This is a genomic window from Geminicoccaceae bacterium (genome assembly GCA_020638465.1).
In the GTDB taxonomy this organism is placed as follows: Bacteria; Pseudomonadota; Alphaproteobacteria; order Geminicoccales; family Geminicoccaceae; genus JAGREO01.
Map to the genome: position 1 here is coordinate 1,879,895 of JACKIM010000001.1, position 17,795 is coordinate 1,897,689.

General features: G+C 62.4%; 15 protein-coding genes. 5 read left to right on the forward strand and 10 right to left on the reverse strand.

What is annotated here, in order from left to right:
• Positions 1 to 27: 27 nt before the first annotated feature.
• Genes H6851_08980 through H6851_09015 form a run of 8 tightly spaced genes read right to left on the reverse strand, consistent with a single transcriptional unit; the run spans position 28 to position 9,730 of the window.
• Positions 28 to 1,863 carry an ABC transporter substrate-binding protein gene (locus H6851_08980; GenBank protein MCB9943736.1) on the reverse strand — a complete coding sequence of 612 codons (1,836 nt, stop codon included), beginning with the start codon at positions 1,861 to 1,863 and terminating at the stop codon, positions 28 to 30.
• Positions 1,860 to 3,743: an ABC transporter ATP-binding protein gene (locus tag H6851_08985; GenBank protein MCB9943737.1), complete on the reverse strand. Its 1,884-nt coding sequence runs from the start codon at positions 3,741 to 3,743 to the stop codon at positions 1,860 to 1,862. Before H6851_08985 ends, H6851_08980 begins: the two co-directional genes overlap by 4 nt.
• Entirely contained in the window at positions 3,704 to 4,459 is a 756-nt protein-coding gene (locus H6851_08990; GenBank protein MCB9943738.1) for a polysaccharide deacetylase family protein, read from the reverse strand. Before H6851_08990 ends, H6851_08985 begins: the two co-directional genes overlap by 40 nt.
• Complete coding sequence (locus H6851_08995) at positions 4,456 to 5,592, reverse strand: hypothetical protein (protein MCB9943739.1); 1,137 nt, start codon at positions 5,590 to 5,592, stop codon at positions 4,456 to 4,458. Before H6851_08995 ends, H6851_08990 begins: the two co-directional genes overlap by 4 nt.
• Positions 5,589 to 6,158 (reverse strand): histidine phosphatase family protein, encoded by a 570-nt coding sequence (locus H6851_09000; protein ID MCB9943740.1) that lies wholly within the window; start codon positions 6,156 to 6,158, stop codon positions 5,589 to 5,591. The genes H6851_08995 and H6851_09000 overlap by 4 nt, the downstream gene beginning before the upstream one ends.
• An 8-nt stretch (positions 6,159 to 6,166) precedes the next feature.
• A complete protein-coding gene (locus tag H6851_09005) occupies positions 6,167 to 7,282 on the reverse strand; it encodes a glycosyltransferase family 4 protein (GenBank protein ID MCB9943741.1) in 1,116 nt (371 codons plus the stop codon).
• Positions 7,282 to 8,526 carry a glycosyltransferase family 4 protein gene (locus H6851_09010; GenBank protein MCB9943742.1) on the reverse strand — a complete coding sequence of 415 codons (1,245 nt, stop codon included), beginning with the start codon at positions 8,524 to 8,526 and terminating at the stop codon, positions 7,282 to 7,284. Before H6851_09010 ends, H6851_09005 begins: the two co-directional genes overlap by 1 nt.
• Positions 8,519 to 9,730 carry a hypothetical protein gene (locus H6851_09015; protein ID MCB9943743.1) on the reverse strand — a complete coding sequence of 404 codons (1,212 nt, stop codon included), beginning with the start codon at positions 9,728 to 9,730 and terminating at the stop codon, positions 8,519 to 8,521. Before H6851_09015 ends, H6851_09010 begins: the two co-directional genes overlap by 8 nt.
• 208 nt (positions 9,731 to 9,938) lie before the next feature.
• Between H6851_09015 and H6851_09020 the strand changes: the two genes are divergently transcribed.
• The 5 genes from H6851_09020 (at position 9,939) to H6851_09040 (ending at position 14,925) form a co-directional block, all read left to right on the forward strand.
• Positions 9,939 to 10,265 carry a hypothetical protein gene (locus H6851_09020; protein MCB9943744.1) on the forward strand — a complete coding sequence of 109 codons (327 nt, stop codon included), beginning with the start codon at positions 9,939 to 9,941 and terminating at the stop codon, positions 10,263 to 10,265.
• Position 10,266: 1 nt separating this feature from the next.
• Entirely contained in the window at positions 10,267 to 10,440 is a 174-nt protein-coding gene (locus H6851_09025) for a hypothetical protein (GenBank protein ID MCB9943745.1), read from the forward strand.
• A complete protein-coding gene (locus tag H6851_09030; protein MCB9943746.1) occupies positions 10,440 to 12,743 on the forward strand; it encodes a hypothetical protein in 2,304 nt (767 codons plus the stop codon). The genes H6851_09025 and H6851_09030 overlap by 1 nt, the downstream gene beginning before the upstream one ends.
• A gap of 89 nt (positions 12,744 to 12,832) precedes the next feature.
• Positions 12,833 to 14,128, forward strand: coding sequence for an O-acetylhomoserine aminocarboxypropyltransferase (locus H6851_09035; GenBank protein ID MCB9943747.1), 1,296 nt, complete (start codon positions 12,833 to 12,835; stop codon positions 14,126 to 14,128).
• 2 nt (positions 14,129 to 14,130) lie between these two features.
• Positions 14,131 to 14,925 carry an alpha/beta hydrolase gene (locus H6851_09040; protein MCB9943748.1) on the forward strand — a complete coding sequence of 265 codons (795 nt, stop codon included), beginning with the start codon at positions 14,131 to 14,133 and terminating at the stop codon, positions 14,923 to 14,925.
• Here the strand turns inward: H6851_09040 and H6851_09045 are convergent.
• A complete protein-coding gene (locus H6851_09045) occupies positions 14,888 to 16,525 on the reverse strand; it encodes an acyl-CoA synthetase (GenBank protein ID MCB9943749.1) in 1,638 nt (545 codons plus the stop codon). The two genes, H6851_09040 and H6851_09045, sit on opposite strands and share 38 nt — an antisense overlap.
• Entirely contained in the window at positions 16,489 to 17,757 is a 1,269-nt protein-coding gene (locus tag H6851_09050; GenBank protein ID MCB9943750.1) for an O-antigen ligase family protein, read from the reverse strand. The genes H6851_09045 and H6851_09050 overlap by 37 nt, the downstream gene beginning before the upstream one ends.
• Positions 17,758 to 17,795: the final 38 nt, after the last annotated feature.

Sequence of the window (17,795 nt, forward strand, 5' to 3'; positions counted from 1 at the left end):
CTGGCGATACCGTTTCCCAGTCTGGTATCAGTTCGATATCCAGAATGTGTCGGGACGATAAACGCCTATCTGGGCATGCGGCTCCCAGTTGTAGACGCCTTCTTCTGGCACATTGTGAATGGTGTCGCGCACGGCTATCGGTTGCAGGACATTGGCCACCAGGCCAATGGTGTAGCACTGGGAAGAATAGGTCTGGAGGATCTGTTCCCAGACCTGCTTTTGTGCATCCGGCCCCGTCGCTTCCTCCCATTCGTGAAACAGTTCGAGCAGCTTTTTCGCCTCGGGCAGGTCGGGTGCTTCGCCGGCGCTGCCCTTCGTTTCGTAATATTGCCCCCATTTCGGCCATTGCGGCTGGTCGTACTGATTGATCGGCACGAATTCCTTGGGGCTCTGTTCGGCTGTCGGAACGCCGTTCTCTATTCCATACCAGATCGTCATCAGGGCTTCGCCGGAGAAGACACGGTTGCGAAGGACTTCCCGTTCGGACGGCTTGGTGTGGATGCGAAAGCCGATTGCGGCCCAGTTGCCACGCACCAGTTCCAGCACATCGGATTGCTCGTTGTCCTCGCCGGCGGTCTCGACAATCAGCTCCAGCGGCCGGCCATCCGGTAGCAGTCGCACGTCGTCGTCGTTGCGCTTGTCGAGCCCAAGCTCATCGAGAAGGGCATTGGCCTTGTCGATGTCATGGCCGAGACATGCCTCGCCTATCTGCTGCGTGTAAAGCGGGCTGTCAGGCAGGACCGTGTTGTTGGCCGGAGTCGCGAGGCCGAAATACAGGTATTGGCTGATGGCATCGCGATCGATCCCGATTGACAGGGCCTCACGGAAGCGCTTGTCGCGAAACAGCTTGCGCCAGGTATCGTCGGCCGCGTTCAGGTTGGGATAGAGAGCCAGATGAGCGCCGCGCGCCTCAGGCCACAGGCGAATGTTCAGGTGGCTGCGTTCCTCGTTCTGCTTGAGAAATGTAGCATCCTGAAATGACAATCCCCGACTCTGCAGATCGGTCTCGCCTTCACCGGTCTTTACCGCAATGAGCTTGCTGTCGACCACGTCGAGGATGAGCCTGTCGACATAGGGCAGTTGTTGTCCATCGCTGTCGACCCGGTGATAATAGGGATTGCGCACGGCTATGAACCGGTCGGCCGGTGGAGTGGTCGTCAGCATCCAGGGCTGGAGGGTCGGCAGGTCGGGATTGTCGAACTTGTTCATGCGGTCGCGGCGCATGAACAGCTGCACCCAGTCTCGCGCATTGTCCCGTTTGACGAGTTCGCCCAGCTTCGCTTCATCCACATATTTCTTGTGAAACTGCTTGAGATAGTGGGCCGGCGCATAAATGAACAAGGGCGAGGCGGCCGCCAGTTGGGAAAGGAAATACGGATTGGGCCTTGACCAGGTGTAGCGGAAGGTCTCGTCGTCAATCACCTCGAACTGGGGCGTTTCTCCATCCACCACGAGCTCGATGGGCAGACCGGTGGGCGACAGCTCCGGATCGCCGGCGATATCCTCGAAGTAGAAGCGAAAATCTTCTGACGTCAGAGGTTGACCGTCGGACCACTTGTGTCCCTTGCGCAGGCGAAAGGTGAAGATGCGGCCTTCCTCGACCTTGTATTCCGCCGCGATGTCGGGGACCAGTTCGAGTTTCGGATTGTATCCGACGACACGCGCATGGCCATAGACATAGAGCAGCCGGACATCCTTTTCGCGGTTGATCAGCGTACGGATCTGGCCGCCCGGCTTGCCGATCTCCGGCATGTCGTCGATCACCATCGGCTCGGCAGGCGGCTCCGCACGTGACGATGCGCCCGGCAGACCGACGCCCAGCACGGAGATGATGACGAGTCCACTCAGATACCGCTTGTTCATGATTCAATCCTGACCCAATGGTGTCCGCCCACTTGCTCCAGCTTCCCCGAACCGTCATGCAAGGTAAAGGGTGCCGGCCACGTGGAAGGTTGTGAGGTCTGATCCTCGGCGACACGGTCGAAATCGAGCAGATTGTTCAGGTCGGGTTCCGGTACCGCGGCGAGGAGCGTCTTGGTGTAGGGATGTCTCGGGTTGGCGAACAGCTCCCCGGTTCGCGCGATCTCCACCATCCGTCCGCGGCACATGACACCCACCGTCTGGGCAAGATACCGGACAACGGCCAGATTGTGCGAGACAAAGAGATAAGTCAGGCCAAGCTCGCGCTGCAGGTCCTTCAACAGGTTGAGGATTTGCGCCTGCACCGATACGTCGAGTGCCGATACCGGCTCGTCGCAGATCAGCAACTCGGGCTGCAGGGCCAGCGCCCTGGCAATGCCAATCCTCTGTCTCTGGCCGCCCGAGAAACTGTGCGGGTAACGGCGCAGATGGCGGGCGTCAAGGCCGACTGCGGCCATCAGGTCCATGGCACGTTCGACCCGTTCCTCCGGTGTTCCGATGTTATGGATGACCAGCGGTTCGGTAACGATGTCCAGGATTGTCATTCGCGGATTGAGCGAGCCGAACGGATCCTGGAACATGTACTGGATCGAGCGGCGGAAGGGCAGGAGCTGGCTTTCGCTCAGGGCGAGCACGTCGATCTCGCCATCGGCACCATGGAAGCAGATGCTGCCGCCGTCCGCCTTGAGACCGCGCATGATCAGCTTGCTCACCGTGGTCTTGCCCGATCCGCTCTCGCCGACGATGGCAAAGCACTCGCCGCGCTCGATGGTGAACGAGACATCGTCGACGGCCTTGAAATGTTCCGCCGTGCCACGGAGACCGTGGCGCAGCGTGAAGATCTTCGTCAGTCCGCGAACTTCGAGAATGGGGCCGCCTGTGGCGATGTTGGGCCGGCAATCCGCGAGGCTCGCCGGGACGTCCGGAGTGGGCCTCAAAGTCGTCAACCGCTCGTTCGGGTCCATGTGGAGGGTCGGGACCGCGTGCATGAGCGCTTTGACATAGGGATGCCCCGGCGATGCCAGCACGTCGGCCGTGGAGCCCGTTTCCATCAACCGGCCCCGGTACATGACGATGACGTCGTCAGCGATGTTGGCAACCACGCCGAGATCGTGCGTGATGAACAGGATCGACATGCCGAGCCCGGCCTTCAGGTCCTGCAGCAGCTTGAGGATCTGTGCCTGGACGGTGACATCCAGTGCCGTGGTAGGCTCATCGGCGATCAGCAATGCGGGACGGCAGATCAGTGCCATGGCGATCATTGCCCGTTGGCGAAGACCGCCTGAGAGCTCGAACGGGTAGGTCGAAAAGGCCCGCTGGGGATCGGGGAAGCCGACCCGTTCGAGCATGGCCACCGTTTCGACCCGGGCCTTCTCGGGGCTGGGATCGATATGCAGGCGGAATGCTTCGCCGATCTGGTCGCCGATGGTATGCAAGGGTGACAGCGAACTCATCGGCTCCTGGAAGATGATCGAGATCCGGCCACCCCGGATGGAGCGCCGGCGGGGATCGTCGTCGGGAATGCCGGCAAGATCGATGGCGGGGCGATCGGTCGCCGGATCGTCGAACAGGATCTGGCCATTGCCGATTCTGGCGTTCCTTGGCAGGATCCCCAAAATGGCGTGGGAGATCACGGTCTTGCCCGAGCCGCTTTCACCAACCAGGGCAACCGTGCGGTTGCGGCCCACATCGAAGCTGACACCGCGCACGGCAGCCACCGTGCCCTCATCTGCCGCGAAATCCACTTCGAGATCGCGCAGGGAGAGGATGGGGGGCGACGTGTTCACGGTTTCACCGTGAACATTTCGGCCGGGTGCAGCCATTCCACCTTTGTGTGCCTCCTGAGTGCGCCGACAACCATCGTCAACGTCTCGAATGCAGCTTCGCCCATGTCCAGATGATGCGTCAACATCCCGATCGGCGCGCCGGCGGCCGTGCGGATGGCTTCGGTGAGTTTGACGATCAGGGCTGCGGGGGTATCGAATGATCGGTCGTCACGCCAGGCGATCGGGTCGACATGGGTATTGATGTGGACCAGTCCGAAGGGCTTCCCGCGCTGATCATCGGCAAACGTCGATAATCCGCAAAAGCCGAGTTCAGTCAGTTGCGGAATGACATCGTCGTCGATCCTGTTCCACGGTGGGACAAGAACCGGGACGAGCCGATCCGGCATTCGATGTTCCAGTACCGAGCGGCCATCGGCAAGGAGCCCGATCACCTTGTCCGCCGTGAGCATGCCGCCCAGCTCGATCTTCTTCCGGCCCGGCATTGCGTTGCTCGTGTGGCTGAAACCGTGCTGCATGACGGTGACGAACGGATAGGGGCGAAGTTCAACGGCCAGCGATGGTTCCAGCTTTGCAGGAATCACGGCGAGGGCCACGGGCACCTGCGCATTCCGGCAGATGTCGAGAAGGCTGGCGAGCGGCAATGTCATGCCACCGGCATCGTCATCCCTGATCCATATCCGTACGGGTGCCGATGATATCTCGATGCAGTCGTCCAGCCTTTGCATCGCTTCGTCGAGCGTCGGGGGTCTCACCGTGCCAGCCATTCCATGATGCGCCGGGCGCCGCGTTGTGCGCCATCGGTCCGGGGCGGGGGGGAATCCGGTCGCAACCGGCGGGCACGTTCGACTGCCTCGGCGAAGGTGGTTGCAGTGAGATCCGCTTCGCGCAGGACGACGCCGAAGCCGGCGCGTTCGACTGCCATTGCGCGGCGAAGCTGTTCATCCTCGCTTTCCGTTTCGAACGGCACGAGAAGCATTGGTGTCCGCAGGGATATCGTCTCCGCAATGGTATTGTAGCCAGCTTGGGAAATGGAGAGTACGGCGCGCCCGATCCGCTTGGGCAGGTCCTGGACATGGCGCTTGATGGTGACATGGGCGGGGGCTTGCCGGCGCCAGCCATCGAGGCGTTGCGGTTCGACGCGATGGCCCGCGATCAGCGTCCAGGGGCCGTTCACCGGGCCTGTGTCCATGGCATGGCCGAGTGCGGTTTCGATCAGTGACGCTCCGACCGCACCACCGCCTGCCGAGACGATCACGCCTTTGCGCCCGTTCGGTTGGCGATCCATGGGCTGGGCAATGTAACCGGTGTGGAACAGACGATCGGCAATTTCGCCTGAAAGCGGGAAACTTTCCGCAAAGGCGATAAACTCCGGGTCGCCATGAACCAGCACGTCATCATAGTGAGCGTGGATCCATTCCACGCACCAGCGATATCGTTCGACATCATTCTTGCTGACGAGAATGTCGCGCACTGATGCCAGAACCCGCACGTTCGGCCTGATGCGCCGGGCAACCGTCAGCATTGCCTCGATTTCCCGTCGGAACGCCTTTCGTCCGAAGGGGAACATCTCGGTAATGATGAGATCGGCCGGTCGCTTGTTCAGCAGTGCGGCGATCCTTGTTGCCCGCTCCTGCCAAATAGCCTCAGATGCTGGATGTCCCGTGGTGTCGAGCAGTTCGCTGAATGCTGTGTCGCTTGTCTGCAACGCTGGCAGTTGCTCCACGGCAACATTGTGACAGGGCTCGACCGGGAGGGCCGGTCCGCCGCTCATGACCGTGACGTGTGGCCCCTGATCGGCGATGGCACTGGCGAGCCGCAGACTGCGGTGCAGATGGCCGGTGCCGAGCAGGTGTTGTGTCCATATGAGAACCTGGGCGGGCGTCATCGCATTGCCATCGGACTGGCCGACAGGAACGTGGCGGTATGGGGACGGATGTCGAGCACAAGGGCATCGTCATCGCCGAGCCTGACGGGCGGTTTGCCGAGCATGTCCCAGCCTGTGGCCAAGGCCAGGGCGGCACGGCGAACTCCCTTGTGTGTAACCAGAACGCGATCCTTGGGCAATTGGCAGAATTCCTTGATGAGGGCATGAAACCGTGTGGCAACTTCCCTCGGGCTTTCACCACCCGGCGGACGGAAATCCAGCCCGCGTGCCTCGTTGCGGACCATCTCCTCACCGAGTTCGTTGCGCAGGTCTCGAAGGTTCCGGCCTTCAAACATTCCCCAGTCCATCTCGATCAGCGCAGGATGGTTGACCGATTGCGTATATCCCAGAATTCTGGCTGTCTCCACCGCGCGACGTAGCGGGCTGGTGAGACAGTCCTGTTGCAGGACATCCGACGGAAGTCTCCATGTCGTGACCTCCTTGCGTCCCCTCTCATCCAGCGCCCGGTCCTGCCGTCCCTGCAACAGCCGCAGGCGGTTCCAGTCGGTGGGGCCGTGTCGCAGCATGACGAGCCTCATCGCTTCGCCACCGTCGCCAGAACTCCGGCAAGGCGCGAGGCCGCCACCGTTGCATCATGGACATCGAACGCCCGTTTGCGTGCGGTTTTGGCAAACATCTCGCGACGTGCATGATCAACCAGCAGTGACTCTGCAGCTTCAGCAAGTTGTGCCGGATCGCGACCCTTGACCAGAAATCCGGTTTCGCCATGGCTGACCACATCGCCGACACCGCCCTCATCGCAGGCCACCACCGGCAGGCCCGCGGCTTGGGCTTCGAGCAGCGCCATGCCATAGGCTTCGCGCAGGGCTGGCCACAACATCAGGTCGCAGGATGCCAGCAGGGTTGCGACCTCGTCGGGCTCCTGCTCTCCGAGGAAATGTACCCGGTCGCCGATATGTACGAACATCTGCTCGATCTCTGCGCGGGCAATGCCGTCACCGACCAGCAGTAGCTGCACGTTGTCATTCTCAAGTCGTGCAAAGGTCTCCGCCAGCAACTCGAACGACTGGCGCTTCACGTCGTCGCGCATCATCGCCACGGCGATGAGCCACTGTTTGTCCGGGTCGATGGTGTGGATTGCGGCCAGGCGCCGGCGGTCAGCTGCGAGATGATATCGTCGTGCATCGAGGAATGGTGGGAATAGTGTCGCTGGCACATCCGGCAGATGATGTTCGAGTCCGGCGAGATCGACACGGGTCATGGCCAGCAGATGGCTTGCATGGGTGAGCCCCTCCAGCGTCGCCGCATGACCCGACGCCCATGGCCCGCCCGCCTGCTTGCCGGCAATGGATGCCTCGGCAACGACATAGGGAATGCCCATCGCCCGTGTCACGCCCGGCCCGATCCAGTCGGGGGCCTTGTGATAGGCATGATAGGTGAACCAGAGGTCGGGGCGAAACGCCGAATCCTCGATCATTCGCCGTGCCTCGGCGAGGGCGGCATCGCGGATTTCGATCTGGCGCGCATGGTCGCCTTCCCGCTCGAAACTGCGAAATGGTGTTGCCAGTTCGACCTCGTGCCCCAGATCGCGCAGCAGCTTCATGAAGGCCCGGGCCATGCGGCGGTCGCCGGAGGGGACCGGATGATTGGGCGACTTCATCGGCGCATGGAAGGCGATACGGATGGGCATCACCTGTCCTCGCGCAACAAGCGGGCGATCCTGTCAATGCCGGCCTGGGCGGAAAAATGTCGGTCGACCCTTTGCCGACCGGCTTGCCCGAAGCGTGTGCGTTCCTCCGGTTGACGAACCATATGTTCCAGTACCTTGCCGAGTTCATCACCTGTCGGGGATGATATGATGATACCGTTTTCCCCGTGTTCGATCAGTTCGCCGATGCCTCCGACATCGGTCGTGACGACGGCCAGTTCCTGCGAAAGCGCTTCGAGCAGGACGTTCGGCAGGCCGTCCCGGTCACCGTCGCCGGCAATGCGTGCGGGCAGGCAGAAGATGTCCGCCTCCTGCATCGCGGCCATGACCTCGCCGCGTGATCGCGCACCTCGCCAGTCGATCCGGTCGGCAAGGTCGAGTTGCCCGGCCCGCGCCTTCAGTCGTTCAAGGTCATTGCCGCCCCCGATATGGATGAATTTCCAGTGAATACGCGGGGGAAGGGCGGTCAGCCCGTCAAGCAGGATGTCGATTCCCTTCTTCTCCACCGCCCGGGCGACGCAAAGGATGATGCAGGGATCGTTTTCGTCGTGACCATCGCGATGATGCGTGCGTTCGATGGCCGGCACATCCGCCGGATCGAGCCCGTGATAGACCAGTTCGACATGAGCGGCGGGTGCAAGCTGCCGCAGATGTTCGGTATTGATCGCCGTGCAGCATACCGTCCATTGTGCATCTGTCAGCTTTTCGCGAATTTCCCGGTCGGGAATGGTCCAGATGTCCTTGGCATGGGCGGAAAGACTGAAGGGGAGCCGTCGCAGCATGGCGGCATATCGCGCCACCGAGCCGGGCGTGTGCAGGAAGTGCGCATGGATGCGGCCGGTTCCCGGCCGCATCTCGGTGGCCATCACCAGCGCCTGCCCGATCCGGCGCAGGCGGTTGCGGGTGGGATCGTGTCGCCAGTCGTTCCACCATAGAGGAAGCAGCGACCAGAACCGTGGACGAGACATCTGGCAGAGGAGTGCCCTGACGACGCGCAGGGGCTCCTCATGCAGATATTCGGGCAGGTAGAGCACGCCCGCCTCGATCCGCTCGTGGATGGCATGGCGGACAGGATCGGTGGGATGCCGCAGGGAGATGATCTCGATGTCGAAACCGGCGCGTTCGAGACCGTGAATCTCCTGGGCGATGAAGGTCTCGGACAGCCGCGGATAACCCTTGAGGACAATGGCGACCCGCGGTTCATCGTTGGTTCCGCTGCTAGGCACCTGCACGGGCACGTCGTGGCTCGGTGAAGGATTCGTCAAGCCATCGGGCGCTCAGGTGCGAAATTGTGTCGAGACCGGAGAGCATGGTATCGAGGCGCTGCGGATTCAGCGGACGCTGGCGCCCCAGGCCCCGGATCGCTTCGGCCATCATCGCTGCATCGCGGATCCCGTCATCCTCAAGGCAGGTCACCAGTCCCAGCATCGATGCACGCCTGGCGCGCAGCAACTGCTCCTGGCGCGGCACGGTGCGAGGTACGATCAGGCTCGGCTTGCCGAAGGACAGGATCTCGCAGAACGTGTTGTAGCCCCCCATCGAGACGACACCGAGGGCACGTTCGTACAGTTCCTCGACCTGCGATTCGAAGGTGGTCGAGTGGACATTGCGCAGCCGGTTCACCCGCTCCTGGAACGCCAGCCTGTCGTCGAGCTGCATGAACGGGCCGAACAGCATCAATGCCGGGTATGGCGGCGGATGACCGCTCTCATAGGCACGGAGCACCCAGTCGATGAGTACCTCACCGTCGCCTCCGCCACCTGCGGTGACAAGGATGAAGGGCTCCTGCGGCAGGCTGTAATCGGCCGACAGGTGGGCATGATCGGAGACGCTGCGGCGGATGTAGCCGGTGAAGCTGAGTTTGGGCGACAAATGTGTCATTCCGGGGATTTCCCTGATCGGATCAAAGATTTCCGGAAGTCCGTAGACCCATATGTCATCGTAGAGATTCTCCAGAGCGGGAAAGACATCCTTGCGCTCCCACTCCGCCAGCAGGCTCCTCGGCTCGTCCATGACGTCGCGCAGGCCAAGAACGCATCGCGTTCCCCTGCTGCGCAGCATTCTCAGCGTTTCCTCGACCTCGCCCTGAAGTCCCAGAGGTTCCTTGTCGACCAGAAACATGTGTGGCTCGAAGATTTCTGCCGTATGGTGAATGATCGACGCGCGCATCGCCAGCGTCCGCTCGGTATCAATATGCAGTTTCAGGGATGTATATTCGCCATTGCGCAGCTTTATGACGCCCGGTACCCGGATGAAATCGACGCGTGCGCGAAAATCGAAGCTGCCGATGATCGGCGAGCCCGACAGGATGAGCACCGACAGACCGCGAAACTTGTTCACGAGGTCATGAGCGATGGCGCGGCAGCGCCGCAGATGGCCCAGGCCGAAGCTGTCATGACTGTAGATGAGGAGGCGGCGTCCTTCCTGCATTGTCCTTCTTCCGACCGTTCACGTCCCGCTCCGGCCATCTGATACGAGATCGTTCAGGGTGCCGAGTCAAGCATACGCCATCAACGGTGCTTCAGGCCAGTGGCACGCTTCGACGCAGGTTGACCGAGTCATGCCAGATTTGTCTTGACCGCAGTCTGATTTCTATGATTTAAGAATAAATTCCTTTTATTATCCTTCGGAGACACTCATGAGCATGCTGCTCCCGCATGACGACAATGGCACGGCGGTCCAGATCCTGGGATTCGCCCGTCAGGCCACTCAGGCCGTCGTCGTCACATCGACCAGCAGTCGCAACTCATCGCCCATCAGGGGCGACATCGAGGTATTGACGATCATTGCCACCGAGGCTTGCCATTTCGATGTCGGCGATGCCGCGGTGACTGCCGAGATCGGCGCCAGCCCGTTCCTCTATCCCGGGGTTTACGTCGATATCCCGCTGCGCAAGGGCGAAACCCATGTCGCCTTCATTGCTGCCGGAGCCGACGGCACGGCCTATATCATGGGGAGGAGCTGATATGTCGCTCCCGCTTGGAATCGGCCTTGGCCGTCTTCGCCTGACGCCGGGCACGCGCAGGCGTACGAATGTCGTCATTCCGCCACCGCCGGTCACCTCCGAATTCCTGGTTGCCGACAATGGTGATCAGCTTGTCAGCGATACCGGCGAACAGATTCTGGTGGGAGGCCGTTGATGGGCAGCAGGCAGATTCACGAACTGCAGGCCGCGGCGGTGCTCGATCCCGACGACCGGATGATTGTTTCCAAAAGTGGCACGCATCAGGCCCGCAATGGCCGGCTTGGCGATCTTCCCTACCGACGCTCCGGTCATCTGCGGACCATGACGGCCAAACTCGACGAGATTGTCTCGGTGCGGGACTATGGTGCCATTGGCGATGGCGTCGCCGATGATGCACCTGCCTTCCAGGAAGCACTTGATTCCCACGCGTCGGTCATGGTGCCTGCCGGCCTCTGGCGGCTCGCCTCGGTTGTATCGGTCAAGCCACGCCGCCATATCCTTGGCGTCGGCCGCGATGGAACCACCATCCTTGCGGAGGGCAGCCAGGCTTTCCGTTTCGAGCGCAACGAAGCGGGCAACCGCGTCGATCCGACCGCCGATGCCAACTGGAACCGTTCGTCGCTGGAACATGTGACAATCCGGATGGCGCATGGCGGCATCCGGGTCATGGGTCACGAATTCCGCGGGCGCGATCTGTGCTTCTTCGGGGGATCGGCATCCGGTGAGGACGATCCCGATGGCTGGTGCATCGACATGGTCGATGCCAATGAATGTGCGTTCGAGGGGATCAATGCCGGTTATGGCGGCGGCAGCGGACATGCCCTCAAGGCCAATGGCATCCGCTGGCGCGCCCAGATGGACGGCGTGAATTTCGGCGACAGTACCCTTGCCGAGATATCCATCAAGCTGGCAGGAGCCAGCACCACGGCCATACTCCTCGACGGGCGCGCACCCAATGAAAGCGCCCATGTTTGCAATAACATGACTCTGCGGCGTATCCAGGTGAATGCTCCCGAAGGGGGCGGCGGGCTCACGGCCCTTCCCGGAAGTTATGGCATTCGCCTGGTGAACGCCGCCCGGATCTGTCTCATCGACTGCAATATCGAGGTGGTGGAAACTGCCTACGAGGAATATTCGCGGAGTGCCGGAGGTGTGGCCGGGGCCTGTGTGGCCAATACCTTCATCGGCTGCATCGTCCACAATTGTCCCACGGCCTATCGCGACAGCAATGCCACCTTTCCAGGCTCGGTGATCCAGAGGAACTTCATCGGCTGCGACAATCTCGGGCCGTTGCCGGTGGGCCGGATCAGTGGCGACGGCTCGCGCGCGCAGGATGGCGATGCCTTCTTCCAAGGGGCATGGATCGCGGCTTCCGACGGCCAGCCGTCGATCCAGTTACGCTCGCGCAACCGCGACAGCCTGTTCGTCACCGGCAATTTCCGTGGCGCGGCACAAACCGATGCCGATGGCCATCTTCGCCAGGACGCACCGTATCATGGACTGCGGATCGATCTGGGGTCGATGGAGACGACCCGCCTGACGCGTACCGTCGCCAACGGGACCGTCCATCCCGACGACCCGGCGCGGCAACTTGAGGATGTCCGCCTCGAACTCGGCAATGGCACGGATGCCCCTGAGGGCGAGCTCGCCCGTGTGCAGGTCAATGATCCGCTGATGTTGCCGGCGCGCACGACCGTTCCGCCACGCCCCGTGGACGGGCTCATCCATCATGCGGCCTCGGCGTCGGCCATGCCGTCCGCCGGTGACTGGTATCTGGGGCCGGGGCTCTATGCCCGCATCAACGGCGGGGAATATCCGGCGATCGCTGCTCCCCGCGGAGCCGTGGCGGAGCGCGAACGCAATATCAGCTTCACGCTGGGCACGGCCGATTTCGGCAAGGTCATACGCGTCAATCATGCCAGCGACCGGGTCGTTACCATTCCTTCGGGACTGGTTCCCGCCGGTGCCGGTGCGCGGCGGCTGTGGATCATCCGCCAGGGAACGGGGAGGGTGACCTTCGCCGCCAGCGGGGTGAACCTGCGTTCCACCAACGGCGAGCTTTCCATCTCGAAGCAGTTCCAGATGGTCGAGCTTCTCCTGTGCGGCAACGATGACGTTTATATCAGCCATATCCTTCCGGACGCCATCGAGCCTCACGCGGAACGGCTGCACTGGACGGCGGGCAACGTGGTGGTGCCGCAGGGTTATCTGGGCAAGCTGGTGCGGGTCAGCAGCGGCAGCGCGGCGCCGGTCTTCGTCACCATCCCCGCGGGTCTCGTTCCGGTCGGCATGGAGGCGACCAGCCTGCGGGTGATGAAGGCCGGATTGGCCGATGTCGAGATCCGTGCGGATTCCGGCATGAATCTCGCGGCGCCGGGGGGGAATCCCTATGTGATAACCCAGGCCAACAAGGTCGTGACCGTGATTGTCAGCGGGCCGGCCGGCAATCAGGCGAACACCGTGTATATCCAGGATTGAGGCCGAAACGCGGACTGGAGCTTTTCAAGGACGCCGATCTCTGGTGCATTGCCCGTTATCGAAAATCCCGATGACGAGCAGGAGATGTCATGATCCGGCCGCGTTTCCTCCATCCCGACACGCTGGCGCTGCATGCGGGAGGTGGCCCCGATCCGTCGACCGGCGCCCGGGCGGTACCGATCTACCAGACGACCTCCTTCTGCTTCGAAAGCACGGACGAGGCGGCGGCCCTGTTCGACCTCGAAACGCCGGGACACATCTATTCGCGGATTTCCAACCCGACGGTTTCGGCCTTCGAGGAACGCATGGCGGCGTTGGAAAACGGTGTTGCGGCAGTGGCCACGGCCAGCGGCCAGGCGGCACTGCATCTGGCGATCGCCACTCTGCTGGGGGCCGGGGACCGCATCGTCGCCTCGCGCCATATCTACGGTGGCAGCGCCAACCTCCTCAAATTGACACTTCCGCGTTTCGGCATTGAAACCCGGTTTGTCGACGTTCGCGATCATGAGGCCATCGACAGGGCGATGGAGGGCCGTGTCAGGCTGCTGTTGGTGGAGACGCTCGGCAACCCCGGACTGGAGGTCGCGGACATTCCCGCGCTGGCAGCCATTGCCCATCGTCATGATGTGCCGTTGCTGGTGGACAACACCTTCGCCACACCCTGCCTGATGAAGCCTATCGACCATGGTGCGGATATCGTCATGCACTCGGCCACCAAGTGGATCGGAGGCCATGGCGTAGCGATCGGCGGCGTGCTGGTCGATGGCGGCCGGTTCGACTGGCGTGCCAGCGGCCGGTTTCCCACCTTGAGCGAGCCATGTCCCGGCTATGGCCATCTCGTCTTCGCTGACACCTTCGGCCCTTCGGCCTTCGCGGCGCGCGCACGGGCCGAAGGACTGCGCGACTTCGGCGCCTGTATGTCGCCGCAGAACGCCTTCTACCTGCTTCAGGGGCTTGAAACCTTGCCGTTGAGAATGTCCCGACATGTCGCCAATACCGATGCCGTGCTCGATTTTCTCGGGCAACACGGAAATGTCGCCTACGTTCTCCATCCCCGACGTGAAGACCATCACGATCATGATCTGGCCCGGCACCTGCTGCCCCGGGGGGCGGGATCGGTGGTGAGTTTCGGGATCGTGGGGGGACGCGAGGCCGGTGCGCGTTTCATCGAGCGCTGCCGACTGGCCTCGCATCTCGCCAATGTGGGCGATGCCCGTACACTCGTCATCCACCCGGCCTCCACGACGCACGCCCAGCTTGGTCCCGAAGCGCTGGCAGCGGCCGGCGTGCGCGAGGACATGGTCCGCATTTCGGTGGGACTTGAGGATCCCGGCGACATCATCGCCGACCTCCGGCAAGCGCTTGATGCGGTGACAGGAGACTGACCATGGCCGTCTCGACTTTCCTCAACAACTTTGGTCGCGACCCCGGAACCGGCAGCGACCCGGTCATTTTCATTCACGGCGCCGGCATGGATTCGAGCGTGTGGGCCCTGCAGGCGCGCTTCCTGGCCGCCCGTGGCCTGCCGGTGATCGCTCCCGACCTGCCCGGTCACGGCAGGAGCGGCGGCGAGGCTCTGACGACGATCGACGGACTCGCGGGCTGGATCGTGCGGATCCTCGGCCTGCTTGACGCACGGCGCTCCACGCTGGTCGGTCATTCCATGGGAGCACTCATCGCCATACGCGCGGCGGCGATGCTGGGCGAACGGGCTGATGGCCTCGTCGTGCTGGGAGCAGCCGGACGCATGCCAGTCCATCCCGATCTCATCGCTGCTGCCCGTGACGATCTTCCCGCCGCCGCCGCCCTGGTCGGCGACTGGGCGGTTGCCAGTGGCATGGAGCAGCGCGCGCAGCCGGTGCCAGGCACCTCGGTGATCTGGCAGGTCCGCCGTCTGCTGGAAGCATCGAGACCGGGTGTGCTGGCCACGGACCTCGAAGCCTGCAACACCTTTCGCCTCGATCCCGGATGGCTCCGGCAGATCTTGTGTCCTGCGCTGGTTGTCGCTGGCGCGCGCGACCGGATGGCACCCGCAAGGAAATGTGTCGAGCTGGCGACTGTGCTCGGTGGCGAGGCCGTGACCATGGCCGGTTCCGGTCACATGATGATGATCGAGGAGGCGGCGGCCCTGCGCCGTCTGCTGTTCAGCCGTCTTGGCGATTGGCGATCTCGCGCAGCGTGAATTTCTGCACCTTGCCCGTGGAGGTCTTGGGCAGCGGGCCGAATACCACGTGGCGGGGTACCTTGAAGCGGGCCAGATGCTGGCGGCACCATTCGATGATATCGTCGGCCTCGACCTTGCGGGCGTCAGCCTTGAGCGTGACGAAGGCGCAGGGTGTCTCGCCCCACTTCTCGTCGTCCTTTGCCACGACGGCGGCTTCCATGACGTCGGGATGACGATAGAGAACGTCTTCTATTTCTAAAGATGAGATGTTCTCGCCACCAGAAATGATGACGTCCTTGGAACGATCCTTGACCTCGACGTAGCCGTCGGCGTGCACGACCGCGAGGTCGCCGGTGTGGAACCAGCCGTCGCTCAGGGCCTTTTCCGTCGCCTGCGGGTTCTTCAGGTAGCCCTTCATGACCGTGTGGCCGCGCAGCAGCAATTCACCCATGGTCAGGCCGTCAGCCGGCACGTCCTTTCCCGTGGTGATGTCCATGACCCGCGATTCGCCCAGCGTCGGATAGCGTACGCCCTGCCGCGCCACCCGAGCGGCCTGGTCGCCCGGTGACAGTCCCTCCCATTCCGCCTGAGGCACGCAGATGGTCGAGGGGCCGTAGGTTTCGGTGAGCCCATAGAGATGGGTGACGTGGAAGCCCATGGTCTCCATCGCTTCGAGGACCGCCCGCGGTGGCGCGGCGCCGCCGGTGGCCACCTCGACGCGGTGCGGCAGCGGGCGCTTTTCATGTTCCGGCGCGTGGATGAGCATGTTGAGGACGATGGGTGCGCCGCACAGATGCGTCACGCCTTCCTCCCCGATCAGGCGAAAGACGTCAGCCGGGCGCATCTGCGGCAGGCAGACATGGGTCCCGCCGGCGGCGGTAACGCCCCAGGTGTATGTCCATCCATTGCAGTGGAACATCGGCAGCGTCCACAGATAGACGGAACGTGAATTGAGCCCGAAGGCGAAGGCATTGCCGAGCGCGTTCAGATACGCTCCACGATGGTGGTAGACGACCCCTTTGGGATTGCCGGTGGTGCCTGAAGTGTAGCAAAGGGAGATGGCCTCCCATTCATCGTCGGGCAGCCGCCAGGGGTGATCCGGATCTCCTCCGGCGAGGAATTCCTCGTAGTCGAGATCGCCGATTGTCGTGTTCGTTCTGCTGTCGATGCCGATTACCAGTGGGCGGTTCTTCGTCATCCGGAGAGCTTCGCCCACCACCTCGGCAAATGTCGAATCCACCAACAGCACCCGGCTTTCCGCATGTTCGAGGATGAACGCGATGCTGGCGGCATCGAGACGGAAGTTCAGCGCGTTGATCACGGCACCGCTCATGGGGATGCCGTAATGGGCCTCCAGCATTTCCGCGCGGTTGGCGGCGATGATCGAGACCGTGTCGCCGCGGCCTGTTCCGCGCTGTTGCAGGGCACTGGCGAGACGGCGGCAGCGTTGCGCCATTTCTCCATAGGTGAACCGTCGCTTGCCGTCGATTACGGCCAGACGAGAACCAAACACGTCGGTCGACCAGCGAAGATGGTCGACCGGACTCAGGGGGCGATGATTGGCTCTCTGCCTGTCGAGGTTCAGGTCATAGATGGAAGGTTCGGACCGGCCCGGCATGCGCTGCTCCCCAACTGGTTCTTGTCATGATCGGGCGAAACTACCAGTCGTGATCGTATCGGGCGAGGGGTGTCAGGATCCACGCAGAGCATCGCCAGGACCAGCATCATCATGGTGCTGTTGTAGATCATGTTGAAATGGTTCTGCAAAAGGCTCTGCGCGATCATGTCGGCAGTCAGGAGCAGAACGAAGGCGCGCTCGCGCGGGTCGGTGGTCCGGGCGGCCTTGTGCAGCGCTCGTCGTGTCATTCCGCCGATGAGCAGAACGACGAGTGCGAGGCCGGGGAACCCCGCCTCGACGTGGAATCGCACGAATTCGTTGTGCGGCCACTCAAGCAACCGACCATCGGCAATCCAGGGACGACCGTCCTGCATGATGTCGCGCACGGTACCGATACCATGGCCGAGTGGCGTGTCGCCTGCAAGCGTCAGCCAGTAGGCCAGGCTGTGAAGGCGGCCTGAACTGTAGTCGTCATCGTAGGCGCCGGTGAGACGCAGGAAATAGGTATCGCTGATGAACAGTGTATGCAGGCCGAACGCGAGGGTCAGCACCAGTGCCGCACCGAGGACGATGCGTATCTGCCGGTGCCGGTCCGGACCGGCGATAATCGATAGTGCGGCCATGACCAGCAGGGTCATGATGGCCGTCCGTGTTCCGCTCAGCATGACCTGTAGCAGGGCGAGTGTGGCGATGCCCATATCGGCTGTCCTTGGCAGTCCACGCTTGGCACGGGCTTCGCCTGCGGCCAGCATGAAGGTGATGGTTCCAAGGCTGGCCTGGGCGACCACCGACCCTGTCAGGTCGAGCCGCGACGAGAGGGTATCGTCATCGGCGGACGTGAGATCACCTGCATGGAGGATCGTCAGCACGAGTGTATGCAAGGCGAGCAGCACATAGATCAGACGGCGAAGATCGACGCCTATCATGACGTGACGCAGGCTCGGCGCAGCGGCGATGGCAAGGATCGGCAGCAGGATCTTGTAGTCGAGCGGGTCGAAACTGCCATCCATGTCCATGAAGGCCATGATCGACACGAGCCAGAAAAGCACGACGGGCAGATCCTGTTCGCAACGACGAAAGCGCGGCCTTGCGGCGACAGCTGCTGCGATCAATGCCATGAATACCATTGAAAATCCGAACATCCTCCACGACTGAAGATCGTAGAGGGCGGCCGTGGAGGACGACACGAACAGGAATGCCGTGGCTAGAATGAAGAGCAGTCGGATCATCATCGCTCTGAAATCTGGACGGGTGTGCATCGCCGCTCATA